Here is a 26,359-nt window from a genome sequence, read left to right on the forward strand (position 1 = left end):
CGCGCCACGGCAACCTCTGGCAGCGGAAGTGAGGTCGGCGCGGTGACAATGCGCGACGAAGCTCAGCGTGCGCAGGACCACGGGGGTCCCGCTCGACCGGAGCAGCCGCCGTACGATGACGTCGGGCCGGATGTGCGCGAACAGTTCGCCGAACAGTTCGCCCGCTATCGCGCCGAGGGTGTGGACAGTGCGGCCTACGACGAATGCGGCCGCCCGGTGGACGGCTACTACGACGAGCTGGTCGACGGCGACGGCCGGGTGCGGCGCATGTGGTCGGAGCTCTCCGCCGACTTCGTCGAGCTCGGCACCACCGGGCTCGGCAGGCTCGACAGCCGGGTCCGCAGGCTGATCGACGACGACGGCATCTACTACACCGAGGTCATCTCGCCGCAAGATCCGGCGCTCCCGACCCCGTGGCGGCTCGACCCCATTCCATTGTTGGTTTCCGCCGATGACTGGACCCGGCTGGAAGCCGGCCTCGTGCAGCGGTCACGGGTGCTCGACGAGGTGCTGACCGACATCTACGGTGCGCGTCGCACTATTACTTCGGGCCTACTTCCGCCGGAGGTGGTGTTCGGTAGCAACGGCTACGTTCGGGCCGCGCACGGCATCACGGTGCCCGGGCGGCATCAGCTGTTCCTGCATGCCTGCGATATCAGCAGATGGAGTGACGGACAGTTCCGCGCCATCGCAGACTGGGCACAGGCCCCGTCGGGCGCGGGCTATGCGCTGGCGGATCGACACGTGGTGTCCACGGCGATCCCGGAGGCGTTCGAGCACTCCAATCCGCGACCGCTCACCCCCTTCGCGCGGGCGATGCGGCTGATGCTGATCGAATCCGCGCCGAACGCCGACGACGATCCCGTCGTGGTGGTGCTGAGTCCGGGTGTGCGCTCCGAAACCGCTTTCGATCAGGCCTATCTCGCATCGAACTTGGGTTTTCCGCTGGTCGAGAGCGCGGATCTGGTGGTGCGCGACGGTGCGCTGTGGATGCGCTCGCTCGGCACGCTGAAGCGAGTCGATGTGGTGTTGCGCCGCGTGGACGCCGAATTCTCCGATCCGCTCGATCTGCGCCCGGATTCCCGACTCGGTGTGGTGGGTCTGGTGGAAGTGCTGCGGCGCGGCGCGGTGACCGTGGTGAACACCCTCGGCAGTGGGCTGCTGGAGAATCCCGCGCTGCCCGGATTCCTGCCGCAGATCTCGCGAGCACTACTCGGCGAGGAGTTGGTGCTCGAGAGTGCACCCACGTATTGGGGTGGCGACGACGCCGAACGGTCGCACTTGCTCGCGAATCTCGACCGCCTCATCATTCGGTCGACCGTCGACGGCTCGACGAAATTCGGTCCCGATTTGTCCGCGGAGCAACGTTTGGAACTCGCGGCGCGGATCGAGGCTCGTGGTTGGCAATGGGTCGGTCAGGATCCGGCCCAGTTTTCGGTGGCTCCTGCCGTCCAGGGCTACGGGGGTCTCGCCGCGTCGCCGGTCGGGATGCGGTTGTTCTCGCTGGCCCGCCGCGGTGGTTATACGGCGATGGCGGGCGGTCTCGGTCAACTGCGTCAGCGCGTGCAGCCGGAACGGGTGGTCATCAAGGTTGCCGCCAAGGACATTTGGGTGCGCGCCGCGCCCACCGCGGTCGCGGCCATCGCCACCGAGCCGGTGCACGAAGAACGCGAGCGCCGCGGTCCCGCCCTCGAAGCCGTCAGCTCGCCGCGCGTCCTCAACGATCTGTTCTGGATGGGCCGCTACAGCGAACGAGCAGAATCGGTGGTGCGCCTGCTCATCGCGACCCACGACCAGTACCAGGACTTCCGCTACCGCCCGTGGCTCGAAGGCGCGGACGCGGTCACGGCACTGATGTCGGCCCTGGCGCGAATGACCGGAACCCTCGCCCCGGTGGATGACAGTCCACCGGTCGATTCGACCGATGACCGACAAGACGCGGGCGATGTCGAGGAGGCGTCGAGCGAGGCCGGCAGTTCTGCGCAGCAACAACAGTCGACCTCGGCGAGCTTCGCGGAGCAGGCCGCGCGTGACGGTCGGCCACCGGTCGCGGGGGCCTCGCGCGAAGGATACGAATATCTGGTGCAGCTGACCGCCGATCGGGGCACACCGGGTTCGCTGGCCTTCGCCATCGATCGGTATGAGGCGGCGGCGCGCGCGGTGCGTGATCAATTGTCCGCCGACACCTGGATGATTCTGAGTGCGGTAGATCGAGCGTTGATCGAGTATTGCGGCTCCGAGAGCGACCAGGAGGCCGCGTTGTCGGCCGTGCATTCGCTGTCTCTTGCCGCGCTGCTGTCGCTGTCGGGGATCGGCGCCGAATCGCTGGTGCGTGACACCGGGTGGTACGTCATGGATATCGGTAAACGCATCGAACGTGGGATCGCGCTGACCGCGCTGTTGTCGGCGGCGCTGACCGCGACCTATCCGGCGGAGGCCGAACGGGTGGTGACCGAGGCGGTGTTGCGCGCCACCGAGTCGTCGGTGAGTTACCGTCGGCGGCACCGGGATTCGGTGCGGGTCTCCGCGGTCGCCGGGCTGTTGTTGTTCGACGCGGCCAATCCGCGATCGCTGGCCTATCAACTCGAGCAACTCGAGGCGGACTTCCGGGCGCTGCCCGCGGCTTCCGGATCGTCACGGCCACAACGATTGCTGGCCGACGCGCAACGGATGCTGCGCCGCGTCGACCCCGATGACCTGGACGTCATCGACGCCGACGGCAGACGTAGCGAGTTGGCGGAGCTCCTGGAGGGTGTGCACTTGCGGCTGCGGAAAATTTCCGAATCGTTCGAAACCACGAGATTGGCGCTGCCAGTGGGTATTCAGCCGCTGTGGGGCAGCACGCGGGTGGTCGGATGATCGGCCGCGATGATTCCGCGCGTCGCTATCGGGTCGCGCATCGAACCACCTACTCGTACTCCGATGAGGTGAGCAGCTCCTACGGGCGCGCCTATCTCACGCCTCGGCAATTCCCCGGGCAGCGGCTGCTCTCGCATGAGATCGACATCGATCCGGTGCCGTCGGATCGGTCGATCGGCACGGATGTCTACGGCAACACCACCTCCTACTTCCATGTCACGGCCGACCATCGGAAGCTCGTCGTCACCGGCGCATCCGAGGTCGAGGTCGACACACCGGACCACACCGATATCGGTCCGGCCGCCGCACCATGGGAGAACGCCCGACCGACCGCTACCACCGGACCGCTGGCGGTGGAGTTCACCCTGGACCTGCAGCCGCCCGAGATCACTCCCGAAGTCACCGCCTATGCGGCCGAATCCTTGACTCCGCGGCGACCGCTGCTGGAGGCGGTGCGCGAGTTGAACACTCGAATCTATGCCGACTTCACCTACAAGTCGGGCTCTACCACCGTCTCCACCAAGGTCGCCGATGTGTTCGCCGCGCGCGCGGGCGTCTGTCAGGACTTCGCCAGGATCGGTGTCGCCTGCCTGCGCTCACACGGCCTCGCCGCCCGATATGTCTCGGGCTATCTCGCCACCGACCCGCCACCGGGCAAGGAACGGATGATCGGCGCCGATGCCACCCACGCCTGGTCGGCGGTGTGGCTGCCGGGCGAGGCCGCGCACGACCGGACCGGTCGTTGGATCGCCTTCGACCCCACCAACGATCAGTTGGCCGACGAGCGCTACGTCACCGTCGCGTGGGGTCGCGACTATGCCGACGTGCCACCGCTGCGCGGCATTATCTACACCGACGCCAAGGAGAGCTCTATTACCGTCTCGGTCGATGTCGCACCGGTAGCGGGGTAGCGGCATGCGCGATTTCACCTGTCCGAATTGCGGCCAGCAGTTGGCTTTCGAGAACTCCGTTTGCCTGTCGTGTTCCAGTCCACTGGGTTTCAGCCTTGCCGATCGCGCATTGCTGGTGATCTCCGATGCCGCCACCGCGGGGCCCGACGGACGTCCGGATGGCGCGGTGGACGGGCGCAGGTTCCGGCTGTGCGACAACCTACATGTCGCGCAGTGCAATTGGATGGTGCACGTCCCCGATGGCACACCCGTTTCCGGCGGTCCGATGCTCTGCGAGTCCTGCCGTCTGACCCGCACCCGCCCGCACGACTATGACGCCGCGGGCCTACAGGCCTTCGCCGAGGCCGAAGCGGCCAAGCGACGGCTGATCATGGAATTGGCGGAGCTCGGACTGCCGATCATCGGCCGCGACCGGAACCCGGAAGCCGGTCTCGCGTTCGATCTGCTCTCCAGTGCGACCGACAAGGTCACCACCGGGCACAAGAACGGCGTGATCACGCTGGATCTCGCCGAGGCGCACGACCCGCATCGCGAGCAGCTGCGCATAGAAATGGATGAGCCCTACCGCACCTTGCTCGGCCACTTCCGCCACGAAATCGGGCACTACTACTTCGCCGTGCTCGTCGCCGATGATGAGGCACTGCAGCGTTTTCGGGGTCTTTTCGGCGATCCGTTCGCCGACTATCAGGCCGCGCTGGATCATCACTATTCCGAGGGCGCCCCGCCCGGCTGGGACGGCAGCTTCGTCTCCTCCTACGCCACCATGCACGCCGCCGAGGACTGGGCCGAGACCTTCGCCCACTATTTGCATATCCGCGACACCCTCGACACCGCGGCGGCTTTCGGCTTCGCACCGGCGGGCGCCACCCTCGACCGTCCGCAAGTGGGCCGTGCCGGCTTCGACAAGATCATCGACCTCTGGTTGCCCCTGGCCTGGGCCCTCAACATGGTCAACCGCTCCATGGGCCACCCCGACCTCTACCCCTTTGTCCTGCCCGACCCGGTCCTGGAGAAGATGCGCCTGGTCCACGAGTTGTGTGGCGCCGCGGCCTGCTGAACGATCCGGTCCAACGCAGCGGAACAATTCAATATCCACGAGGCCAAGACAAACCTGTCGAGAATTATCGAGCGGGTCGAACGCGGTGAGGAAATTGTCATCAGCCGTGCCGGCCACCCCGTTGCCAAGGTCGTGCCGCTGGTCCGCCGGGCCGAGCGCACCGGCCGTGGGTCGCTGCGCGGCCGACTGGTGCTCGCGCCGGATTGGGACTCCGAGGAGACCAACGCGGCAATCGCCGACGACTTCGGTCTGCGGCCATGAGCTTGCTGTTGGACACCCCTGTGGTGTTGTGGTGGTTGAACGACGATCCTGGGCTGTCGGATGATCTGAAGGGACGGCTCGACCATGATCCGGATGTCTATCTGAGCTCCGCGACAATATGGGAAGTTGCGATCAAGCACGCAAGTGGAAAGCTGCAGGGCCCCGCGGATCTGCCCGAACGTGTCCGCGACAGCGGATTCGTTCCGCTGCCGATCAACCACGATCACGCCATCGCGGCCGGACGCCTCCCATTGATCCATCGGGATCCGTTCGACCGCATGTTGGTGGCTCAAGCGAAGAGCGAAGGTCTCACACTCGTCACGCGAGATCCCTACTGCCAGAAATATGAGGTCGCGATTCTGGCAATCTAGCGTCAGGCTCGCAGGCGTTCGCGCCGGAGTTGTTCGACCTCGGGAAGGTCGAGTGGTGCCAGCTCGGATACGCCCAGGGCGCGGGTGAGCAGCAGGTCGGCGAGTTCGGGGTTGCGGGCCAAGGCCGGGCCGTGCATGTAGGTGCCGAGGGTGGAGCCCTGCACGACGCCTTCCAACCCGTCACCGACTCCGTTGCCGACACCACGGGTGACGCGGGCGAGGCCGGTCGCGTCGGGGCCGAGTGTGGTTCCGCCGCGGTGGTTTTCGAAACCGGTGAGCGGTGCGGTGAGACCGGCGAGCATGGGTGTGGTTGTCACCTCACCGATGGCGCGCTTGTGCTGGGGTGCGGTGGTGACATCGATGAGCCCGACACCGTCGACGCGTTCGCCCGAGGAGGTCTCATACCAGTTGCCGAGCACCTGGATGGCGGCGCAGATGGCAAGTACCGGCGCGCCTTTCGCCGCGGCCTGCTGCAGGCCCGGGTAGCGCCGCAGGTGCCGGGTGGCCAGGCGCTGTGCCGAATCCTCCGCGCCGCCGAGGGTGTAGATGTCCAGCGAGTCGGGAACCGGTTCGGCCAGAGTGATTTCGACGATCTCCGCGTCGTATCCGCGCATCCGCAACCGCTGTCGCAACACGAGTGCATTGCCGCCGTCACCGTAGGTGCCCATGACATCGGGCAGTACCAGCCCGATCCGCACTGTCGATTCTGTCATGCCGTCCGCCCCTCCAGGTCGCGGTTGAGATCGCGGAACGCGGTGTAGTTCGCCAGCACCTCGACTCGGCCTGCGGGGCAGGAGGCGATGGCGCGCAATGGATCTGCCACCGTGGTGTGTTCGACTCCGGCGTAGGTGAGGCGCACCGCCAGATCGGTCGCGCGCTCGCCCGCGGCAACCACCTGCACCCCCTCGAAGTGTTCGAAGCGCACGTCCCACAGCCAGGACAGATCCTCACCGTCGGGCACCTGTCCGTTCACCGCGATCACCAGCCCGGCCGCGGTGGGCTCGATCATCGACAGCGCTTCTTGCCAGCCTGCCGGATTCTTCGCGAGCAGCAGGCGCGCGGTGTGCTTGCCGACCTGCACGGTCCGGTAGCGGCCCGCGATCTCCTGCACCGTTCCGGTCGCGGTCGCCGCCGCTGCCGGGTCGGCGCCGAGCGCGACCGCCGCGGCCACCGCCTGGGCGGCATTGCCGCGATTGGCGCGGCCGGGCAGGGCCAGCCGTAGCGGCAATCGCAAACCCTCTGGGCCACAGAGCTTTTCGCCGTCGAGCCACCAATCCGGTTCCGGGCGTTGGAAATCTGTACCGGTGCTACGCCAATGCGTGCCCTCCCAGACGATCGGCTCGCCGCTGCGCGGACAGCTGGTCGCGTCCATCGCCCAGCCGCTGCCCGCGGCTACCCAGACCACGTTCGGATGGTCGTAGGCGATGGAGGTCACCAGCACGTCGTCGCAATTGGCGATCACCACGGCGTCGGGGTGCGCCGCCAGTCCGGCCCGCAGTTTGCGCTCGATCATGTTGATCTCGCCGACCCGATCCAGCTGGTCGCGGCTGAGGTTCAGCAGCACGATGGCGGTCGGATTCAGCGCGTCGGTCACGTGCGGCAGGTGCAGCTCGTCCACCTCGATCGCGGCCAGCGGCGTGCCCAGATGGGTGCTCAGCGCGGCGACGATCCCGGCGTCCATGTTGGCGCCGTCGGCCTGCGTGGCCACCGGACCGAGGCTGCTGAGCGCGGCCGTGGTCATCCGCGTCGTGGTCGACTTGCCGTTGGTGCCGGTCACCAGCACCGTGCGTTTGCCGCGGCCGAGCTGCGCCATCACCGTCGGATCGATCTTCAGCGCGATCAATCCGCCGATCATCGAGCCTTTGCCGCGTCCGGCCTTTTGCGAAGCCCAGGACGCCGCGGCCGCCGCTCGCAGTGCAAGCCGCCCACGCACCGAAATATCTGCCACGCCGCGAGTCTATGTGGTGGCTTCGGGACCCGCGTTGCTCAGTCGCGGTAGAGCTTGGCGTTGTAGTTCTCCGGCGAGTAGTAGCGCTCTAGCTCTTCGATCGACTCGGTGATATCGCTGTGGACCTCTTTGACCAGGCAGGCGGGGCTCGGCAGGGTATCGACGGGCCACTGCTGTGGCTCCCATAGATGGCTGCGAATGAACGCCTTGGCGCAGTGCAGGAATATCTGCTCGATCTCGACCTCGACCGCGAGGATGGGGCGATGGCCCTTGACCACCATGTCGTCGAAGTAGGGTGCATCGCGCACCAGGCGGGCGCGACCGTTGATGCGCAGAGTCTCGCGGCGGCCCGGGATCAGGAACAGCAGGCCGATGTGGGGGTTGGCGAGGATATTGAGGTAACCGTCGGCGCGGCGGTTGCCGGGACGTTCGGGTATCGCGAGGGTCCGATCGTCGAGCACCCGCACGAAGCCGGCCGGATCGCCCTTGGGCGAGGCGTCACAATTGCCGTCGGCGTCGCTGGTGCTCATGATCAGGAACGGCGAGTTCGCGATCCATTCGCGGTCCCTCGGGTGCAGCGTGGTGCGTTCCTTGTTCGCGGCGCGCGGCATGACGTCGCCGAGCAGCTGCCTGAGTTCGGTGGGGCCGGTGATCTCGTCGGTGCCGATGCTCTCGCGCATCATTCGATTGAACACCCGTAGCAGTGGCGGCGCGATCGAATTCTGTTCCGATGCGGCGAGATCGATCACACTTGTGCGCGGCTCAGTGCTGGAGGTCGAACAGGTTCGGTTGTCCCGCGGCATAGCGATCCGCGTCGATGCGACGGAACGGCTCCAATTCGGCGGTGCGATACAACGTGTACATCCGGCACCGCTCGGCATTCGAGCCCGCCACGTCGAGTAGCGCGTTCACCGCGGCCCGCGCGGATTCGTTGGCGCCCTCCATGGTCGCGAGGTCGACATTGGTACGCACGTAATCGCCTGCCAGGAAAAGGTTTTCCAGCGCACCGTGCGGCTGCGGCCGACACTCCCATGATCCCGCGGTGTTGATGAGCAGCGGATCGGCGTTGGCGTTGTGCTGCTGGTCGGCCTGCCAGGTGATGCCGGGATCGAGGAACCACGAATGCAGGTCGGCGTCGCGCAGCACCGCACCGCGGTCGTTGAGGTGCGCGCTCATCTGCGCCCACACCTCGCGCGCGATCTCCTCGCGAGTGCACTCCTTAGCCGGCTTGCCGTACAGCAGGCCCGGGGTATTCCAGTCCGAGATGTCGACCGAGAGGCAATCCTGCACGGTCCCGTCACCGAATTCGGTGAGCTTGCTGGTCCATAGCTGATTCTGGGTGATCGCGGTGAGCGACCACGGCGCATCGATGAAGGCAGTGTGCCCGCGTGAGATATCGGCGGGTGTACGCAGGTAGAACTGGATGCCGTTCATCCAGTCGACGAACAATCCGTCCATCGCGGACAGATCGGGCCGGACCGCGAGCACGTCCGGCGACCACAGCGCCCGGGCCCGTTCGGCCGACAGTGCCACCACGAAGTAGTCGGCGTCGATGGTGCGCTGCCCGCCGTTCTCGTCCACGACGCGAGCCCCGGCGATCCGGCGATCGCGCATATCCAGCCCGCGTACCTCGGTGCCGAGCGCGAATTGCACACCGAGCTCACGTAGCCGCCGCACCCACGGGTCGATCCATGCCGCATTCGTCGGTCCGTTCAGCACGCGGTCGAGCGCGCCGTCATTGCCGATCTCGAAGGGATTGCCGAGGAACTGTTCGCCCATATTGCCGATGGTGCGGACGCTGGCGACTTCCTCCTTGGCCGCGACCATGATGCTGGTCAGGGTGCGGGAGAGCAGCGCGCGGAACTCGTGAGAGCGCTGGTGGCCACCGACGTAGTCACGCCAGGACATGTGCTCCCACTGCCCCAATCGGCGGGCCTCGCAGCTGGAGTTGAAGACGAGCAGGCGATCGGCGAAGTACAGACCTTCGACCGTAGGCATTTTCAGTGCGGTGCTGATGGTCGCGCCGACGGTCTCCCGGAACATCTCCGGAGTGAACGCGGTGCGGGCCCGGGGTCCGAGCGGGAGCCGGAAATCGTCGCCGTCGCGCCGGGCGAACCGTGCCTCCGGTACCCCGATCAGGTTGTTCCAGACACCGTTCGGATTGCCGGGGAAAGGGATCCGCCGCATGGTGTCCGGAATATGTTGATAGAAGCCGGGAAAGAAACGGAACCCGTGTTCGCCGGGGAGATCCGGCCGACCCGCCGATCCGGTGCCCGGCACCGGAATGCTGCGCGCCTTGCCGCCGAGCGCTCGACGCTCGTAGACGGTGACCTGAAAACCACGCTCGGCCAGCTCGTGCGCCGCGGTCAACCCGGCGACCCCGCCACCGAACACCGCGACCCGCTTGCCGCTCGGACTTCCGGAGGCGGGCGCGGGTCGTAACCCGCCCGCTGTCAATGCCCCCGCTGTGGCCGCTCCCGCCGCGACGGTGCCACGAAGCATCGCTCTTCGCGACACGGTCCATCGCTGTTCTGCCATGCGCAACTCTGCTGCCCAGCCTTTTCGGGACTACTAACACGCACTGCACACTGTAAGGCGGCCTATCCCGGGCCCAGCTACCCCACCCTGGTTAACCGCCGCCTGATGGTAAACCTCGGGGCTCTCGGCCGGGTGCGAATGCACGAACAAGCACGGCCTCCGACAACGGATCGTGGGCGCCGATCGCCCGGGCCGGCGGTTGCGACCGTTGCCTCAGGCCTGCGTGAGGCGCGATCGGCCGGCGAGTGTCGGCACGGGTGCGACCTCGCTGGAGCACGCACTAGTCGGGACCGGCTCCGGTGCCGGGTTGTTCGTACCGATACGGCTGCCCGTGGTCGTTGCCGCGAAGGCTCCGGCGATCACGATCAGCCCGCCGAGCACCGACAACACCGAGGGAGTCTCGCCGAGCGCGACCCAGGCGGCGACGATGCCGACCACCGGGACGAGCAGCGACATCGGCGCGACCGTGCTCGCCGGGTAACGGCTCATCAGGTATGTCCACAGTCCCGAGCCGACGACCGTGCCGAGTACGACGATGTAAGCGAGACCGAGCAGCGCGGGCCAACCGGTGGGGGAGCCGATATCGGTCATGGCATCCAGACCCGTGGTCGGTCCCTCGATCAGCGCGGACAGCGCGAACATCGGGATCGGGGACACCACGGTCATCCACAGGGTGAGATGCAGCGGGTTGACCTCGCCGGAGGTCATGGCAAGCCGCGAGCCGATATTGCCGAAGGCCCAGCCGAGCCCGCCCGCCAGCGTGAGCAGCAATGGCAGCAGCGGGGCATGCTGCGCGCGGTCGAGGCCGATCACCGCGATGCCCGCCACCGCGACGGCGATGCCGAGCACCTGGACCGGCCGCAGCCGCTCCCGCAACAACAGCGCACCGAGGACGACAGTGAACGGCGCCGAGGATTGCAACACCAGTGAGGCAAGCCCCGTCGGCATGCCGGCTCGCATCGCGGTGAACAGGAAGGCGAATTGCAGGATGCCGAACCCGGTGCCGTACAACAGCAACCAGCGCAGCGGCACCTTCGGGCGCGGAATGAAGAACAGGACCGGCACCGCGATGACCGCGAAGCGCAGTGCGGCGAAGAAGAAGGGCGGGAAGTGGTCGAGCCCGACCCGGATGGCGATGAAGTTCAGCCCCCAGAGCAGGACGACGGTAAGGCCGAGCAGGCGGTCACGGTTGGTCACGCGTTCTATCGTGAACAGCTCAACTCATAAGAACAATCGAATTAATATGCAGCATTTATGTAGCATTACTGAATGATTACTCCGGACGGTGCCTCGGCGGGGCCGCCCATGGCCCTCGAACGCCTGCGAGTATTGCGCGAATTCGCCGACCGCGGCACTATCGCGGCCGTCGCGTCGGCGCTGTCGATGACGCCGTCCGCGGTGTCGCAGCAGCTGAAGGTGCTGGCCAGGGAGGCGGGTGTCGCACTGCTCGAGCCCGACGGCCGCCGGGTTCGGCTCACCGACGCGGGGCAGGCCCTCGTACTGCGGGCCGACGAGGTGCTTGCGGCCATGGACCGGGCCGTCGCCGAGATGGCGCATTATCGAGGCTCGCCGCGCGGGCGGGTCCGCGTGGCACTGTTCCCGTCGGGCGCCGCACTGCTGTTGCCCTACGTGCTTCCCGCGATGGCCGACAGCGGCGTCGAGGTAGTGGCCGGTGACGTAGACCTGCCGCCATCGGAGGTGTCGCGTTTGCTCGCGGACTACGACATCGTCCTCACTCATCGCGACGAGCGCGCCTCCTCGATCGCCGGTCCACGGGTCATCACCAGGGTGCTCATGCGGGAACCCACCGATGTCGTTGTCGCACCGACACATCCGCTCGCCGGTCGCACCGAGGTGACTCCCACCGAGCTCGCCGACGAGACCTGGCTGAGCGTGCGCGGCGGCTTCCCCGTCGACGATGTGCTCCGCTCGATCGCGACCATGACCGGTGTCGAGCCGCGTATCGCGCAGCGCCTCAACGACTTCCGGGTAATCGAGACTCTCGTCGCGGCGAACTACGCGGTAGCGCTCATGCCCCGCTTCGCGGTAGCCCACCCCGATCTCGCGGTGCTACGCCTGTCCGGCGTCCGCGCCGCCCGCCTCTACGAACTGGCCACCCGCCCGCACGCCGAGCAGCGTCCCGCCATCGCCGCCGTGCTGGCGGCCTTCGAAGCCGCGGCCCGTCGGGTGACGGCGCGATAGTGTCGCGACAAACAGCGCGGCCCCGCCCAAGCGCCGGGCCGCTGCGGTTTCGAACTGCTAGTGCCGTCCGGGCTGGCCGCCTCGGTACTGCTGTGCGCCGATGTAACCGAAATCGTCGGCCACCATGGCGGCGAGCTCCAGCAGTGCGCGCCGGGTCGGCTTGCTCACCAATTCCAGGTCGATTTCCGCGCCCTCGGCGAGATGGTCGTCGAAGGGCACCACCTGCACCGCGCGGGTGCGATCGAGGAACAGCTTGCGCAGTTGGTCGAGGTCGACCGTCGAGGCGCCGCGGCGCGAGGCGTTCACCACCACGACGGTGCGCTCGACGAGCTTGCTGTACCCGTGGTGGTCCAACCAGTCCAGCGTGGCCGATGCGCTGCGCGCGCCGTCGATGGCGGGCGAGGTGACAAGCACCAGCGAACTGGCCATATCCAGCACGCCGGCCATCGCCGAGTGCATCAGACCGGTGCCGCAGTCGGTGAGGATGATGTTGTAGAACGACTGCAGAATGCCGATGGCCTGGCGGTAGTCGGCCTCGCTGAAGGCCTCCGAGACCGCCGGGTCCTGTTCACTGGCAAGCACTTCCAGTCGGCTCGGCGCCTGCGAGGTGTGCGCGCGGACATCCGAGTACCTGGTGATGTGCTCGTCTTCGAGCAGGTTGCGCACGGTGGAGCGGGTCTGGCGCGGCACCCGGTGGCCGAGCGTGCCGAGGTCTGGGTTGGCGTCGATCGCGATCACGCGATCACCGCGCAGCGTCGAGAATGTCGATCCGAGCCCGACCGTGGTCGTGGTCTTACCAACGCCGCCCTTGAGCGAGAGGATCGCGATCCGGTAGTCACCGCGCACCGGCTGATTCACCCGGTCCACGAGATCGCGGTAGACCACATCGGCCGCGGATTCGCCCGGATTGACCACACCGCCGGTGGCCTTGTGCACCGCCCGGCGCCAGCCACTGCGCGGCGCCTTGCGCGCGCGCTTGAGCAGGTTCAGGTCGTTGACCGAATGCCCGGGCTGTCCCGGCTGCGGCATGTGCTGCGGCTGGAAGGGCTGCTGCGGTTGATGAGGATTGTGTTCGCCCGGCCAGCCGGGAGGCGGCACTTGGCCCATCGGTCCGGGCGGCGGCCCGAGGGGCGGCTGACCCATGGGCGGCTGACCCATGGGCGGGCCGGGCTGCTGGTACATCTGCTGCTGCGGCGGCGCGGGTGGTTGCATCGGCGGGGGCGGCGGCGCCCAGCTGTAGATGGGCCCGCTGCTCTGATCGGCTTGCGGCTGGTCCTGCGGCACCCGCCGGACGAGTCCGTCGGGACCGATCTCCTGCCGGTACTCGCTGTAGTTCTGCTGCTCGGGCGCGGGTTGCACCGGATGGCTGCCGTTCTCGGTCGGACCGACAGGCCCACCGGGCTGATAGGGACCCGGCTGATACGGCCCGGGCTGATAGGGCTCCGCGTGCGGAACCGGCTGCGGAAACTGGCTGGTGTTGTACGGCGCGAACTGTTCCGGCGCACCGGGCGGCGCGAATCCGTCGGGCGGACCGTAGGATTGCGGCGGCGCGGCCTGCGCGTACGAGGTGGTCTGGTCCATCGGACCCACACCCGGTGGGAAACCGGCGAGCTGCGGCTCCGGTTCCGGCTGCGGCGGTGCGGCCGCGTCTGGTAGCTCGGCAGCAGGCAGATCCGCCGAATCCGTTGCGGATTCTTGCGCTTCGGCGTCGCCGGACGACTCGGGCGTGACCTCGGCGGCCGACGGTTCGGCCCCCTCGTCAGGCGCCGCGTGGTGTCCGTCGGCCTCGGTGGTGACGTCGGCCGTATCTACCGAATGACTCTGCAGCCAGGGCGGAGAAGTCGGGTTGTGGTCGTTTGTAGTCACAGTTCCCCCATCTGCTCGGGAATTCGAGCAGAGAGCTCGGCGCTTGAGTGCGGAACCAACGCTAGCACGGGGTTCGGTGACCCGCCCCCAGTGTCGACAGCAGCCGCGCCATGCGGACATGCCGCTGATATGGCCCGATTGTCGGTCTCTGCCAACAGGATCGAAAGACGGACGCCCCGGACGGCGACTATGTCGCTTACCAGGACGTCCGGCTTCAACCGTACTAGCCGACCGAGATCAGTGGGCCCGGTTCACCGCGGAGACCACCGCGCGCAGTGACGCGGTGGTGATCGACGTGGCGATACCGACACCCCAGACCACCTTGTCGCCGATCGCGCACTCGACGTAGGCGGCGGCCTGCGCGTCATCGCCCGCGGACATCGCGTGCTCCGAATAGTCCAGCACGCGCACGTCGTAACCGATAGTTGCCAGTGCATCCACGAACGCGGCGAGCGGTCCGTTGCCGTTGCCGTTGATCTCCTGCTCGACGCCGTCGACCTTGACGATCGCGGAAATGGCATCGACGCCGCCATCGGTTTCCGACGCGGTCACCTTCTGTCGCATCCGCTCCAGCGGCAGGATGGGGCTCAGGTACTCCTCGGAGAAGACGTCCCACATCACCTTCGGGGTGACCTCGCCGCCCTCGCCGTCGGTGATCTTCTGCACCGCTTGGGAGAACTCGATCTGCAGCCGGCGTGGCAGCGCCAGGCCGTGATCGGTCTTCATGATGTAGGCGACGCCGCCCTTGCCCGACTGGGAGTTGACCCGGATGACGGCCTCATAGGTGCGGCCGACATCCTTCGGGTCGATCGGCAGATACGGGACCTCCCAGACGATGTCGTCCACGTCGGAGTCGGCCGCGTCGGCCGTGGCCTTCATCGCGTCCAGGCCCTTGTTGATGGCGTCCTGATGGCTGCCGGAGAACGCGGTGTACACCAGGTCGCCGCCGTACGGGTGGCGCTCGTGCACCGGCAGCTGGTTGCAGTACTCGACGGTGCGACGGATCTCATCGATGTCGGAGAAGTTGATCTGCGGGTCCACGCCACGGGAGAACAGGTTCATCCCCAGGGTGACCAGGCACACATTGCCGGTGCGCTCGCCGTTGCCGAACAGGCAGCCCTCGATGCGGTCCGCGCCTGCCTGGTAGCCCAGCTCGGCGGCGGCGACGGCGGTGCCGCGATCATTGTGCGGGTGCAGCGACAGCACGATCGAGTCGCGGCGAGCCAGGTTGCGGCTCATCCACTCGATCGAGTCGGCGTAGACGTTCGGAGTCGTCATCTCGACGGTCGCGGGCAGGTTGATGATCATCGGCTTGGCCGGGGTCGGCGCGATGATCTCGGTGACCGCGTCGCAGACCTCTTTGGCGTAGGACAGCTCGGTGCCGGTGTAGGACTCGGGGCTGTACTCGTAGCGCCAGTTGGTGTCCGGGTACCGCTTCTCGATCTCCAGGCACAGCTTCGCGGCGTCGGTGGCGATCTTCTTCACCGCGGCCTGGTCCGCGCGGAACACCACACGCCGCTGCAGGACCGAGGTCGAGTTGTAGAAGTGCACGATCACGTTCGTCGCGCCCGCGCACGCCTCGAAGGTGCGCTCGATCAGCTCGGCACGGCACTGGGTCAACACCTGGATGGTCACGTCGTCGGGGATCGCGCCGTCTTCGATGATCTCGCGAACGAAGTCGAAGTCGGTCTGGCTCGCCGAAGGGAAGCCGACCTCGATCTCCTTGTAACCCATTCGCACCAGCAGGTCGAACATGCGGCGCTTGCGAGCGGGGCTCATCGGGTCGATGAGCGCCTGGTTACCGTCGCGCAGGTCGACCGCGCACCAGCCGGGCGCCCGATCGATGATCTTGTCCGGCCAGATGCGGTCGGGCACCGCGATCGGCTCGACCTCCTCGGCGAAGGGCCGGTACCGGAAGGTCGGCATCGAGGAGTTCTTCTGGGTGTTCCAGCCGGGCTGGTCGGCCGGGGCGGGCTTCGACGGGGCGGCGATGGTGCGCGAGCCGGATACGAAGACATCAGCGGGGGACATGCGGTTTCTCCGAGTGGGTGTGGTGGTTCCCATATAAAAGGGTCGACCGGCGCGGCAGAACCCCGCGACGGGAGGCCGGTCCGATCAGACCCCGTCGCGGCGGCCGAGAAGAAGTGCCCGCTGCATGATGTCCGGAAGTTTACCGTGTCGCGATGCGGGCCCGAAAGCCCGGTCCTGTCAGCCGGTCATCCGATGTTGCCGATAGCGTTCCCACCGGGCATACACGCTTGTACGGACTCGGTCCGACGGGACGTCGAAGGAACGCAGATGACTTGGCTGGAGCAACTGGCCGTTTTCGGCGCGGGTATCGCGGCGGGCGGCATCAACACGATTGTGGGATCGGGCACTCTGATCACCTTCCCGGTGCTGCTGGCATTCGGATTGCCGCCGGTGACGGCAAACGTGTCGAACACGATCGGCCTGGTCCCCGGCGGGGTAAGCGGCGCGATCGGGTATCGGCGCGAGCTCGAAGGCCAGCGGGCCAGGCTGCTGCGCCTGGGCACCGCGTCGCTGCTGGGCGGCACCACCGGCGCCGTGCTGCTGCTGACGCTGCCCGCCTCGGCTTTCAAGGCGATCGTGCCGGTGCTGATCATCGCCGCGCTCGTGCTCGTCATGGTGCAGCCGAGGTTGGCGCGCTGGGTGAAGCAGCGCCGAGACAACGACACCGGCCCGGAACCCGAGCACGGCGGCTTGATCTTGTTCGTCGCGGTTTTCGCCGCGGGCATTTACGGTGGCTACTTCGGCGCGGCCCAGGGTGTGCTGTTGATCGGGTTGCTGGGCGTGTTCGTGCACGAGGACATCCAGCGCCTCAACGGGGTCAAGAATGTGCTCGGACTGCTGGTGAACGCCGTGTCCGCGGTCGTATTCACGATGGTCGCGGATGTCGATTGGCGAGTGGTCGCGCTGATCGCGGTCGGATCGGTCATCGGCGGTCAGATCGGTGCCAAGATGGGCAGGCGGTTGCCGCCGAACGTGCTGCGTGGGGTGATCGTCGTCGTCGGGCTCATTGCGGTCGTCCGGCTGTTGACGGCATAGGTCCGGGCGCAAAGATTTACCGTGGAAAGTGACGACGGAGGTAGCAGCATGGCACTCGAGATGCGCACGGTGTGCGAGCGCTGCGATGTCGGCCTGACCGCGGACGGTCCGGCCCGAATCTGTTCCTACGAGTGCACGTTCTGCGAATCGTGCGGTCGGGCCATGAACGGCGTGTGCCCGAACTGCGGCGGTGAACTGGTGGCCAGGCCCAGGCGAGTGGTCACCGCCTGACCGGACCTCGTCCAACGCTGCGGCACAGCCGATCTCGTCACAAAGGAGGACGACGCGGGCATGGTGTGGGCAGAGGATGAGCGCTGTGGGTAGGTCGAGGATCGCCGTATGCGGTGTGTTGATCGCGCTGTTGCCCGCATTGGGTGGCTGCGGTGCATCGGCCGAGCGGGAGTCGAAGCACCAGCAGTCGAGGGCGGTCGAACTGGTCGCGCAGGCCGATGCCGCGCCGACGCCGCGGTTGGACTGGGCGCCGTGTGCGGAGCCCGTATCGAGCAGGTACCAGTGTGCGGTCGCGGCCGTTCCGCTCGACTATGCGCAACCGAACGGGGCGACCATCCCGCTCGCGGTCCTCCGTCAGCCCGCGGGCGACCCGGTCGGTCGCATCGGCACGCTGGTCACCGCGGCCGGTGGGCCGGGCGGATCGGGATTCGACCGGGCAGCCCGCGGTGAACTCTTTCCCGGCGAGGTGAGCCGTCGATTCGATGTGATCATCTTCGATCAGCGCGGGGTCGGCCGCAGCTCACAGGTGCGCTGCTTCGCCGATCACCGAGCGCAGCAAAGGTTCTGGGCGAATTCCCCGCAGCCGCCCGCCAATGTCGAGCAGGAGCGCGCCGCCGAGCGCGGCAGTCGCGAGCTTGCGGCCGGTTGCGCGGAGCACAGCGCCGCGTTGCTGCCGCATCTCACCACGGTCGACGCCGCGCGCGACATCGACCTGCTGCGTCGCGCGGTCGGCGACGCGAAGCTCACCTACACCGGCGCCTCCTACGCGAGCTATCTCGGTGAGGTCTACGGCGCGTTGTTCGGGGACCGAGTCCGCGCACTGCAACTCGCCGCGATGATCGATCCGGACGCGTATACGAACAACGCGGCTGCCGCAGTCGCCGACAGCGCGATCGGCACCGAGGAAGTGTTCGGCGAGTTCGTCCGGTTGTGCACCCAGGCAGGCCAGCCGAAGTGCGCGTTCGCCGGCGAGGATGCGCGCGCCCGCGATCGCGCGTTGCTGGACCGGTTGCGGCAGGGCGCGGTCGAGGTCGGGCGCGGCGAGACCGCGGTGCGGGTGAGCTACGGCGAGGTCCTCCAGGCGCAGGCGTTGTTGCTCTACGACTCGCAGCAGGGCTGGTCCGCGCTTGCCGAACTGCTCGCGGAATTGGAGCGTGGTGCCGAGGGCAACCCCGGCATCGTGCGGAAAGCGCTTGCCGCAGAGCCTGTCTCGTTGAATTTCCTCGACTCCTTCACTGCGATCACGTGTGCGGACGGTCACTTTCCCGAACGACCGGACCAGTGGCCCGAGCTGGCGCGGGAATTCTCCGGCAACGCCCCGACTTATGCCGCGTTCTGGCTGTACCTCCGACAGCCGTGTGCCTCGTGGTCGGCGCCGCGGGACGGCTATCCACAGCGGTATACGGGCCCGTGGACGTTGCGCTCGGAGGTCCCTGCGCTGCTGTTCAACAATCGTTTCGACCCGGTCACCCCGCTGGCGTTCGCCAGGCGGGCGCAACAGGAGCTCGGCAATGCGCGGCTGGTCGTCGTCGACGGCTACGGGCACGAGCCGGCCGGTGACTGCACCCGCCGGCTACAGGAGCGCTATCTGATCGACCTGCGACTCCCGGATCCCACCGCCTCCTGTACGGCCGATCGGGCGCCCTTCGGCGGGTGACGCGACGGCCATTGCCATGTAATCTGCGCTCGGCCATGCGTGATGAGGGAGGTGGCCTGGGTGCAGAGACGTGCCTTTTTCAGGGCGGCTGGTGCCGCTGCGTTGCTGGGTGCCGCAGGCACGGCGCTGAACCCCCGGACTGCCGTGGCGGATCCGGTCTGGCATTCGTTGTTCCGCACCTGGGTGCCGGAAATCTTTGCGCCACTTCCTGATCCGCCCGCGCACTCGCCCGCAATCGTGATCGGCTCCGGGTTCGGAGCTGCGGTCACCGCGTTGCGCCTCGCCGAAGCCGGGATCGTGAACACGGTGCTCGAGCGCGGCTCGCGCTGGCCGAACGATCCTTGGCGGGAGATCTTCACCGGCGACGACCTACCCGACGGCCGCGGCTTCTGGCATCGCAACACCTTCACCGGTGTCACCAAGGTGCCGATGCAGTTCGCCAGATTCGGCGGTGTGCTCGACTGCACCGAGTACCCGGGCATCGATGTGTGGCGGGCGGCGGCCGTCGGCGGCGGTTCGGTGATCTTCACCGGCGCGATGGTCGCACCCGAACGTCGGTTCTTCGACCATGTCTTCGGTGGCACCGTCGACTACGGCGAGATGGACCGCGTCTACTACCCGCGGGTCCGAGAGATGTTGCGGCTCAACCCGGTTCCCGCGGACCTATACGGCTCCGCGCCCTTCACCCATTCCCGCTCCTGGGACGACCAGGTGCGCAGGGCCGGCTACCAGCCGATACCCAACGACTCGATTTTCAACTGGAACATCCTGCGCGGCGAACTCGCGGGCGGCACCCGCCCGTCGGCCATCGCGGCCCGCAGTAATCTCGGCAACTCCAACGGCGCAAAGTTCGACCTCAACCAGAACTACCTGCGGTACGCGCAGGACACCGGCAAGTCCGCGGTATTCCCCGGCCACCGGGTCGAGGCCATCGCCCAGGAGCCGGGCGGCCGGTATTCGGTCGTCGTCGCCAAACTCGCCCCGACCGGCGAAGTGCTCGGTACCCGCACCCTCACCTGTGATCGGCTGTTTCTCGGCGCGGGCTCCATCGGCACCTCGGAGCTGCTGGTTCGGGCTCAGGCCACCGGGACACTGCCGAATCTCAACGAACACATCGGCGACGGCTGGGGCAACAACGGCGACGTTGTGCTCGCCCGTGGCGCAAGCGAACTGGCGGGGCTCGGTCAGGCGGTGCCGAGCGCCAGCCGGATCTTCGACGAATCGGCTGTGCCGCTGACTCTCGAAAATTGGTACGTCCCCGGCATTCCATTCGAGACCGGCGCGCTGGCCTCACTCGGCATGGTGCTCGATCCGACGCGCACTCGATTCGGTTACGACCGGGCGAGCAACCGCGTCGGGTTGTCCTGGCCGATCCGGATTCGGGACGAGACGGCCGCCGCCGCTCGCGCGGTCGACCAGCGCATCGCCGAACGATCCAATGCGCTGGTCCAATTCGGCGCCCTCGGGTACGACGCGAACGCGAATTTCACCGCCCACCCGCTGGGCGGCGCGGTGCTCGGCCTGGCCACCGACCGCAATGGCCGGGTGCACGGCCACCCCGGCCTGTATGTGATGGACGGTGCCGCCATTCCCGGCAGCACGGGAACGGTCAACCCGTCGCTCACCATCGCGGCGTTAGCCGAACGGAACATCGAAGCGATCGTGCGCGCCGGGAAATAGTCGCCGCTACCGGCGGGTCTGCGCCGAGATGGTGATCAAGCCGTTGCACATGTGGGAAGTGCGCTCTGCCGATGCCGATTACTCTCGGCCGGGATCGTTCGGCGTCGAAGGGATTCCTCACGTGGCAGCTCCGACCACCGTCTCGGGTATCGACGAAGCGCCGGAGCCGGATCGCTTCTTCCGCAGGCCGCCCGCCCTGTGGAGTGACCTGGTGATGCTGGCGCTTGCCGTCGTCTCGGTGGTGTTGGTCGCCTGGGTCACCTTTTTCCCGGTCGCCGCACACACCCACCGGGTGATCGTGATCATCGACTACACGGTGTGCGCGATCTTCGCCGCGGAATTCCTGTGGCGCTGGCGCCGGGCGGGTTGGCCGTGGACCTACCCGTTCATCTATTGGTACGAGGTACTGGGCATGATCCCGGTGACCAGCCCGTTCCTCCGCGGGTTCCGGTTGCTGCGAATCGTGGCGATCGCGGTCCGCGTCGGTCGCGTCGCGGACCGGGCGCTCGGTGAGCGGGTGACCGCCGCGGTGGTGAACCGGTTCGTGAAGACCATCGTCGAGGTCATCAAACGGCCGATGACCATCGCCGTCCTGGACGAGGTCGCACATGTGCTGCGTTCGGGTCACTACACCCGCAATATCGCGGCGGCGCTGCAAGAGAACCGCGTCGAAATGGACGAGATGATCCTCGAACTCATCAAGAAGGACCCGCAGGCCGGGCGGGTCCGCTACATCCCGTTCCACGACGACATCATCCGGCTGATCGCCGACACCACATTCCGGATCGTGTTCCAGGTGCTGGAGGATCCGCGGACCGACGAGCTGGTCTCGGACATGCTGCGCGAGAACATCGACCAGATCAGGGCGGCCGTACACAACGGTGTGCGGGTCGAGCCGTCGGCCTACGGCCCGTCACACCCCGAGGCGTCGGTCCGCCATCACCTCAGTCGTGTACCGCGTGCCTGATCTCGTGGCGCGGCTGTGCGTACCTGGCGGTCTCCCAGAGGATCAGTGCAACGAGCACCGCGCACAGAATCGACAGTGACGCGAGCGCGGGCAATGCGGCCGCCAGTGGGATCAGTGCGAGCAGGGCCACCGCGGCCACCACACGCACGACCGTGACTTTGCCCGTCGCATAGTGCTTGAACCCGACCAGCGCGCACAGATACAGCACCACGCCGCCGTACAGGCAGAACAGTGGGACTCCGTACAACGCGTCCTTCAGGGTGTGGTGCGATGCGTCGCCCACGTAGTACAGGACTTTCTTCAAACCGAGCGACAACGCGATGATTCCCGCGATCATCGGGAAATGCCAGAACGTATAGCAATTCCGGGCGATCTTGATCTGGCGTTCGCCCTCGGCCTCGGCGAGCGCGTGTTCCACCGACAGCGCGGCGACATCGAAATAGGCCCACCACAGCAGTCCCGAGATCCCGAGGCCGAGTAGCGCGCCGACCGCGATCGGCCACGAGATGGGCAGCCCGGCCACGCCGATACCGATGGAGACGATCGATTCGCCGAGCGCGACGATGATGATCAGCCCATACCGCTCGGAGAAATGACTGGCCGAATTCACCCGCCAGTCTTCACCGGCCAGGAACGTCCACAGCATGTCGCCCGCGATCGCGGCGATCCACAGCCCGATCTGTACGGTGCCCGAGGTCGTCGCGGCGATCACCAACAGGGTGGTGCCGATCGTGATCGAACCTGCCCCCCATTTCATCGCTTGCCTGCGCAGTTGCGGATCTTCCGCGCTGGCCAGCCAGAACATGACCAGGTGCACCAGCCGCACGACCAGGTACGCGATCGCGAAAACCAGCGGGCCATACCAGCCGCCCGACAGATCTTGGAACGCCTCCGGAATGGTGAGCGCCGCGAGGAACACCCCGCCCATAGCGACGAACATGGCCACCCGGGTGATGCCCTCGTCGGCGCGCAGGACGTTGCCGAGCCAGGAGTAGGCGATCCAGACCCACCACATCACCGCGAGAACCAGCAACGCGCGCAGCAGGTTCTTCGCGCTGGTCTCCCCGGCGGCCAGGTCGGTCACCATGGTGAAGGCGAAGACGAGAACGAGGTCGTAGAACAACTCGAGCTGAGTTACCGAATCACCTTCGGAAACCTGCCGCAGCCGAATCCTTTTGGAACCGATCATGCTGCACATGTTCGCACCTCTGTGCGACAGGTGCGCGCCGGATCTGCGGCGCGGGGCTACGGGCTACCCGGCCTCGATCGGTTCGGTCTCCCGAAATCGCTCGGCGAAATCAATGAAGTTCGCCACCACCTCTTCGTACGAACGTCGCAGTGTCCGACTGACGAGCAGTCCGGGCACCGGGATCGGCAGGTACAGCTCGACGTGATACCAGACGTCCGTGCCGTCTTTGCCGTCGGAGATTTCGAACCAGCCCCCACCCTTCACACCACGCGTGCTGTCGGTGACCTCCCACGCGGCCCGATTGTCGGTCCAGCCGTATTCCAGCACCTGCAGATCCGAGCCGCCGATCAATTCCGCCTTGACGAACACCCGTCGCGGCCGGCCCTGGTCATCCCGGGACGCGACCCGTGCATCGAGGTAGGAGTTCGACCATTCGGGGAGCAATTCGACCGCGGCCAGAGCATCCATCACCTGATCAGGGTCGGCATCGACGACGAATCGGATATCGGTTTTTGTGCGCATCCATACCTCCGCCCCCGCCCATTTACATCGGCGATTGTGCCCAGCGACACATAGCGTCGTCAACTGTGTGGTCAGTGGCTAAGACCACCTGTAGACGCGGCGGTATCGGACATCACACCGATGTCGACCGAACGCGAACGGTGCGAACGGATTCCGAATTCGCAGGTGCGCCGAAGGCGAATTCACCGGTCCAGCGGACTTGTCATCCGTGGGATCGGTGCGTGTGGTGGGGCATGGCCGATCGCTGTCCGGCCGGGCCGCAGGTGGTCGGGTCGGCTACTTCGACTCGATCACCGCATCCGGCCCCGGGTAGACGAGCGACTCGTGCCCGTCGGTGAAACGCACCAGGTAGGGCGGTCCGCCTTCGGGTCCGCGGACTTCGATGATCTCGCCGTGGCGGTCACCTTGACCCACAACGTGCCCGTGTACCAGCAGTTGGTCTCCGACATTCGCCATCATTGCTCCATTATCGAATGCAAGTGATGCGCGTCACAAGCGCCGAGGTCAGTCCCGGTCTCCGATGATGGGGAGCTGCGACTGGAGGCCACCAGGCGACCGGAACTGCGCGCCGTGCGCACCGCGCGAGTCCGCGCGGATATCGAATTCAACGGGACCCTGCCCACCCATGCGCGCCCGCACCTGGGGTTGGTCGTGGATGAACCCGATCACAAGTTCGACACCCTCGTGCTGGGTCGCGGGCACGTACGAGCCCAGCCTTGCCATCGGTGTGACCAGCCCGTACGCCCACATGCGGCAGTACGTGGTGTCGAGCACGCTCGGTCGGATCGATGACCCGAAGGTGGAGTTGGTCGAGAGCGACCCGATCGGCCTGGTTCGCACGCTGAAGCAAGCCGACGGCATAGACATCTGGCTCGCGGGCGAGTTCCGTCCGGCGCTGTTCACGCCGACGCGTGGTCAGCGGCAATGGAACGCAGGTCACGTGGTTGAGCCGGGCCTGATCGGCCGACAGCGGCACGGTCGGCAAGCTGGTCGCGACGTGCGCTCCTGAGCTCAGTCGTCGGTGAGGAAGGACAGGCGAACCTGGCGGTCCGGATTGTCGACATTGAGATCGACGAGGGCGATCGACTGCCAGGTACCCAGCGTCAGCGCGCCGCCGATGACCGGGATGGTGGCGTAGGGCGGGATCAGCGCGGGCATGACGTGGGAGCGGCCGTGGCCGCGGGATCCGTGCGCATGCCGCCAGCGGTCGTCGGCGGGTAGCAGCTCGCGCAATGCGGCGAGCAGATCGTGGTCACTGCCCGCGCCGAGTTCGAGCACCGCGATTCCCGCGGTGGCATGCGGGACGAAGACGTGCAGCAGACCGTCACCGCCCGCCTCCCTGGCGAACTGCGTGCACTGCGGGGTGAGGTCGTAGACGACTTCACTGTGCCCCGTTGTCACCTCGAACACCGTGCTCTTCATGGTTCCATCGTGCGGGTAGCCGCGGTGTCGCTCGCCACCGGAGCCCCGGATATGGCGGTCGTGCACGGCCAAGGCGCGGTGGTGAAGGGGCGCAAGCGGCGCAACTGCCGCAACACCAAAGTCCAGACGACCGTGTTCGTTCGGCGGGACGGTGAGTGGCTGATCGCGGCGCTCGGAGAACACCGAGAATCGCTGGTTGCTGGAAACCCTTTCGGCCGAGTTCGATTCGCGAATGGCCCCTTCGATCCGCGTGAGCTGAGGAGGTACCGACAAATCCACTGGACCCGAGTCGGTAGTCTTGGTGGCTGTCAGCAGCTGATTGTCGATCTTGGAGGACCCTCTCGTGGCTCTCGTGGTTCAGAAGTACGGAGGATCCTCGGTGGCAACCGCCGAGCGTATCCGGCGCGTCGCTGAACGGATCGTGGAGACGAAGAAGCAGGGCCACGATGTGGTGGTCGTCTGCTCGGCCATGGGTGACACCACCGACGAACTGCTGGACCTGGCACAGCAGGTGGCGCCCGCGCCGCCTGCCCGTGAAATGGACATGCTGCTCACCTCCGGTGAGCGGATCTCCAACGCGCTCGTCGCCATGGCCATCCATTCCCTCGGCGCCGAGGCCCGCTCGTTCACCGGCTCGCAGGCCGGCGTGATCACCACGGGCGCGCACGGCAACGCCAAAATCATCGACGTCACCCCGAGTCGGCTGCGCAGCGCGCTCGACGAAGGGCTCGTCGTGCTCGTCGCGGGCTTCCAAGGCGTCAGCCAGGACAGCAAGGACGTCACCACGCTCGGCCGCGGCGGCTCCGACACCACCGCGGTCGCGCTTGCCGCGGCGCTGGAGGCCGACGTCTGTGAGATCTACACCGATGTGGACGGCGTCTTCACCGCCGACCCCCGGATCGTGCCGGACGCCCAGCAACTCGAGCAGGTCTCCTACGAGGAGATGCTGGAGCTCGCGGCCTGCGGCGCCAAAGTGCTGATGCTGCGCTGCGTCGAGTACGCGCGCCGCTACAACGTTCCGGTGCATGTGCGCTCGTCCTACACCGACAAGCCGGGCACCTACGTTTACGGATCGATGGAGGACATCCCCTTGGAGAAAGCAATCCTCACGGGCGTCGCGCACGACCGCAGCGAGGCCAAGGTGACCGTGGTCGGACTGCCGGATGAACCGGGCTACGCGGCCAAGGTCTTCCGCGCCATCGCCGATGCCGAGATCAACATCGACATGGTGCTGCAGAACATTTCCAAGATCGATACGGGCAAGACCGACATCACCTTCACGCTGCCGAAGACCGACGGTGCGCGTGCGGTGGAGATGCTGACCAAGCGTCAGGACGAAATCGGGTTCTCCCAGGTGCTGTACGACGATCACATCGGCAAGGTGTCGCTGGTCGGCGCGGGTATGAAGAGCCACCCCGGCGTGACGGCCACCTTCTGTGAGGCGCTGGCGCACGCGGGTGTGAACATCGACCTGATCTCCACCTCGGAGATCAGGATCTCGGTGCTCGTCCGGGACAGCGAATTGGACGAAGCCGTCAAGGTGCTGCACCGGGCCTTCGACCTCGGCGGCGACGAGGTCGCCGTTGTCCACGCGGGAACGGGGCGATAGGCC

At 66.9% G+C, this 26,359-nt stretch carries 24 protein-coding genes and 1 pseudogene; 14 read left to right on the forward strand and 11 right to left on the reverse strand.

The window, feature by feature from the left end:
* Positions 1 to 48: 48 nt before the first annotated feature.
* The 6 genes and pseudogenes from AB0M74_RS25165 (at position 49) to AB0M74_RS25190 (ending at position 5,459) form a co-directional block, all read left to right on the forward strand.
* Complete coding sequence (locus AB0M74_RS25165; protein WP_366528794.1) at positions 49 to 2,859, forward strand: circularly permuted type 2 ATP-grasp protein; 2,811 nt, start codon at positions 49 to 51, stop codon at positions 2,857 to 2,859.
* A complete protein-coding gene (locus AB0M74_RS25170; RefSeq protein WP_366528743.1) occupies positions 2,856 to 3,770 on the forward strand; it encodes a transglutaminase family protein in 915 nt (304 codons plus the stop codon). The genes AB0M74_RS25165 and AB0M74_RS25170 overlap by 4 nt, the downstream gene beginning before the upstream one ends.
* A 4-nt stretch (positions 3,771 to 3,774) precedes the next feature.
* The gene (locus AB0M74_RS25175) at positions 3,775 to 4,827 is read left to right on the forward strand and encodes a putative zinc-binding metallopeptidase (protein ID WP_366528744.1); all 1,053 of its coding nucleotides are present in this window, start codon (positions 3,775 to 3,777) and stop codon (positions 4,825 to 4,827) included.
* A 33-nt stretch (positions 4,828 to 4,860) separates the two neighbouring features.
* Positions 4,861 to 4,956: pseudogene (locus tag AB0M74_RS25180) on the forward strand (type II toxin-antitoxin system prevent-host-death family antitoxin); the annotation flags it as partial.
* Positions 4,957 to 4,959: 3 nt separating this feature from the next.
* The gene (locus AB0M74_RS25185) at positions 4,960 to 5,088 is read left to right on the forward strand and encodes a hypothetical protein (protein WP_366528745.1); all 129 of its coding nucleotides are present in this window, start codon (positions 4,960 to 4,962) and stop codon (positions 5,086 to 5,088) included.
* Positions 5,085 to 5,459 carry a type II toxin-antitoxin system VapC family toxin gene (locus AB0M74_RS25190; protein ID WP_366528746.1) on the forward strand — a complete coding sequence of 125 codons (375 nt, stop codon included), beginning with the start codon at positions 5,085 to 5,087 and terminating at the stop codon, positions 5,457 to 5,459. Before AB0M74_RS25185 ends, AB0M74_RS25190 begins: the two co-directional genes overlap by 4 nt.
* A 2-nt stretch (positions 5,460 to 5,461) precedes the next feature.
* Here the strand turns inward: AB0M74_RS25190 and AB0M74_RS25195 are convergent, their stop codons facing one another.
* From AB0M74_RS25195 to AB0M74_RS25215, 5 genes are all read right to left on the reverse strand, one after another.
* On the reverse strand, positions 5,462 to 6,172 hold the full coding sequence (locus tag AB0M74_RS25195; protein WP_366528747.1) for a glutamine amidotransferase: 711 nt from the start codon (positions 6,170 to 6,172) through the stop codon (positions 5,462 to 5,464).
* The gene (locus tag AB0M74_RS25200) at positions 6,169 to 7,407 is read right to left on the reverse strand and encodes a MurT ligase domain-containing protein (RefSeq protein ID WP_366528748.1); all 1,239 of its coding nucleotides are present in this window, start codon (positions 7,405 to 7,407) and stop codon (positions 6,169 to 6,171) included. Before AB0M74_RS25200 ends, AB0M74_RS25195 begins: the two co-directional genes overlap by 4 nt.
* 38 nt (positions 7,408 to 7,445) lie before the next feature.
* Positions 7,446 to 8,090 carry a pyridoxamine 5'-phosphate oxidase family protein gene (locus tag AB0M74_RS25205; protein WP_366528749.1) on the reverse strand — a complete coding sequence of 215 codons (645 nt, stop codon included), beginning with the start codon at positions 8,088 to 8,090 and terminating at the stop codon, positions 7,446 to 7,448.
* 79 nt (positions 8,091 to 8,169) lie between these two features.
* Positions 8,170 to 9,945: an FAD-dependent oxidoreductase gene (locus tag AB0M74_RS25210; RefSeq protein ID WP_366528750.1), complete on the reverse strand. Its 1,776-nt coding sequence runs from the start codon at positions 9,943 to 9,945 to the stop codon at positions 8,170 to 8,172.
* Between the two features lie 213 nt (positions 9,946 to 10,158).
* Positions 10,159 to 11,142: an EamA family transporter gene (locus AB0M74_RS25215; protein ID WP_366528751.1), complete on the reverse strand. Its 984-nt coding sequence runs from the start codon at positions 11,140 to 11,142 to the stop codon at positions 10,159 to 10,161.
* A 108-nt stretch (positions 11,143 to 11,250) separates the two neighbouring features.
* Here AB0M74_RS25215 and AB0M74_RS25220 point away from each other — a divergent pair, with 108 nt between their 5' ends.
* Entirely contained in the window at positions 11,251 to 12,147 is an 897-nt protein-coding gene (locus AB0M74_RS25220) for a LysR family transcriptional regulator (protein ID WP_366528795.1), read from the forward strand.
* Positions 12,148 to 12,204: 57 nt separating this feature from the next.
* Here AB0M74_RS25220 and AB0M74_RS25225 read toward each other — a convergent pair whose 3' ends face one another.
* Together AB0M74_RS25225 and leuA are read right to left on the reverse strand one after the other, a co-directional pair.
* Positions 12,205 to 13,728 (reverse strand): AAA family ATPase, encoded by a 1,524-nt coding sequence (locus tag AB0M74_RS25225; RefSeq protein ID WP_366528796.1) that lies wholly within the window; start codon positions 13,726 to 13,728, stop codon positions 12,205 to 12,207.
* Positions 13,729 to 14,250: 522 nt separating this feature from the next.
* Positions 14,251 to 16,044 (reverse strand): 2-isopropylmalate synthase, encoded by a 1,794-nt coding sequence (gene leuA / locus AB0M74_RS25230; RefSeq protein WP_366528752.1) that lies wholly within the window; start codon positions 16,042 to 16,044, stop codon positions 14,251 to 14,253.
* 267 nt (positions 16,045 to 16,311) lie between these two features.
* Between leuA and AB0M74_RS25235 the strand changes: the two genes are divergently transcribed.
* The 5 genes from AB0M74_RS25235 to AB0M74_RS25255 all read left to right on the forward strand — a co-directional run bounded on the left by AB0M74_RS25235 (position 16,312) and on the right by AB0M74_RS25255 (position 21,614).
* Positions 16,312 to 17,079 (forward strand): sulfite exporter TauE/SafE family protein, encoded by a 768-nt coding sequence (locus AB0M74_RS25235; protein ID WP_366528753.1) that lies wholly within the window; start codon positions 16,312 to 16,314, stop codon positions 17,077 to 17,079.
* Between the two features lie 48 nt (positions 17,080 to 17,127).
* Positions 17,128 to 17,310 carry a DUF1272 domain-containing protein gene (locus AB0M74_RS25240; RefSeq protein WP_366528754.1) on the forward strand — a complete coding sequence of 61 codons (183 nt, stop codon included), beginning with the start codon at positions 17,128 to 17,130 and terminating at the stop codon, positions 17,308 to 17,310.
* A gap of 85 nt (positions 17,311 to 17,395) precedes the next feature.
* The gene (locus tag AB0M74_RS25245; protein ID WP_366528755.1) at positions 17,396 to 18,967 is read left to right on the forward strand and encodes an alpha/beta hydrolase; all 1,572 of its coding nucleotides are present in this window, start codon (positions 17,396 to 17,398) and stop codon (positions 18,965 to 18,967) included.
* A gap of 42 nt (positions 18,968 to 19,009) precedes the next feature.
* Positions 19,010 to 20,647, forward strand: coding sequence for a GMC oxidoreductase (locus tag AB0M74_RS25250; protein WP_366528756.1), 1,638 nt, complete (start codon positions 19,010 to 19,012; stop codon positions 20,645 to 20,647).
* A 121-nt stretch (positions 20,648 to 20,768) separates the two neighbouring features.
* Positions 20,769 to 21,614, forward strand: a complete 846-nt coding sequence (locus AB0M74_RS25255) for an ion transporter (RefSeq protein WP_366528757.1) — start codon at positions 20,769 to 20,771, stop codon at positions 21,612 to 21,614.
* Here AB0M74_RS25255 and AB0M74_RS25260 read toward each other — a convergent pair.
* From AB0M74_RS25260 to AB0M74_RS25270, 3 genes are all read right to left on the reverse strand, one after another.
* Positions 21,592 to 22,803: a low temperature requirement protein A gene (locus AB0M74_RS25260; RefSeq protein WP_366528758.1), complete on the reverse strand. Its 1,212-nt coding sequence runs from the start codon at positions 22,801 to 22,803 to the stop codon at positions 21,592 to 21,594. The genes AB0M74_RS25255 and AB0M74_RS25260 overlap by 23 nt on opposite strands.
* Positions 22,804 to 22,866: 63 nt before the next feature.
* Positions 22,867 to 23,325: an SRPBCC family protein gene (locus AB0M74_RS25265; protein ID WP_366528759.1), complete on the reverse strand. Its 459-nt coding sequence runs from the start codon at positions 23,323 to 23,325 to the stop codon at positions 22,867 to 22,869.
* 276 nt (positions 23,326 to 23,601) lie between these two features.
* The gene (locus AB0M74_RS25270) at positions 23,602 to 23,784 is read right to left on the reverse strand and encodes a DUF1918 domain-containing protein (RefSeq protein ID WP_366528760.1); all 183 of its coding nucleotides are present in this window, start codon (positions 23,782 to 23,784) and stop codon (positions 23,602 to 23,604) included.
* Positions 23,785 to 23,950: 166 nt separating this feature from the next.
* Here AB0M74_RS25270 and AB0M74_RS25275 point away from each other — a divergent pair, with 166 nt between their 5' ends.
* Entirely contained in the window at positions 23,951 to 24,334 is a 384-nt protein-coding gene (locus AB0M74_RS25275) for a hypothetical protein (protein ID WP_366528801.1), read from the forward strand.
* A gap of 2 nt (positions 24,335 to 24,336) precedes the next feature.
* Here the strand turns inward: AB0M74_RS25275 and AB0M74_RS25280 are convergent, their stop codons facing one another.
* Positions 24,337 to 24,747 (reverse strand): YjbQ family protein, encoded by a 411-nt coding sequence (locus tag AB0M74_RS25280; protein ID WP_366528761.1) that lies wholly within the window; start codon positions 24,745 to 24,747, stop codon positions 24,337 to 24,339.
* A 343-nt stretch (positions 24,748 to 25,090) separates the two neighbouring features.
* Between AB0M74_RS25280 and AB0M74_RS25285 the strand changes: the two genes are divergently transcribed.
* Positions 25,091 to 26,356 carry an aspartate kinase gene (locus tag AB0M74_RS25285; RefSeq protein ID WP_328408317.1) on the forward strand — a complete coding sequence of 422 codons (1,266 nt, stop codon included), beginning with the start codon at positions 25,091 to 25,093 and terminating at the stop codon, positions 26,354 to 26,356.
* The last annotated feature ends 3 nt before the right edge of the window (positions 26,357 to 26,359 follow it).

This window comes from Nocardia sp. NPDC051463 (genome assembly GCF_040681975.1).
In the GTDB taxonomy this organism is placed as follows: Bacteria; Actinomycetota; Actinomycetes; order Mycobacteriales; family Mycobacteriaceae; genus Nocardia.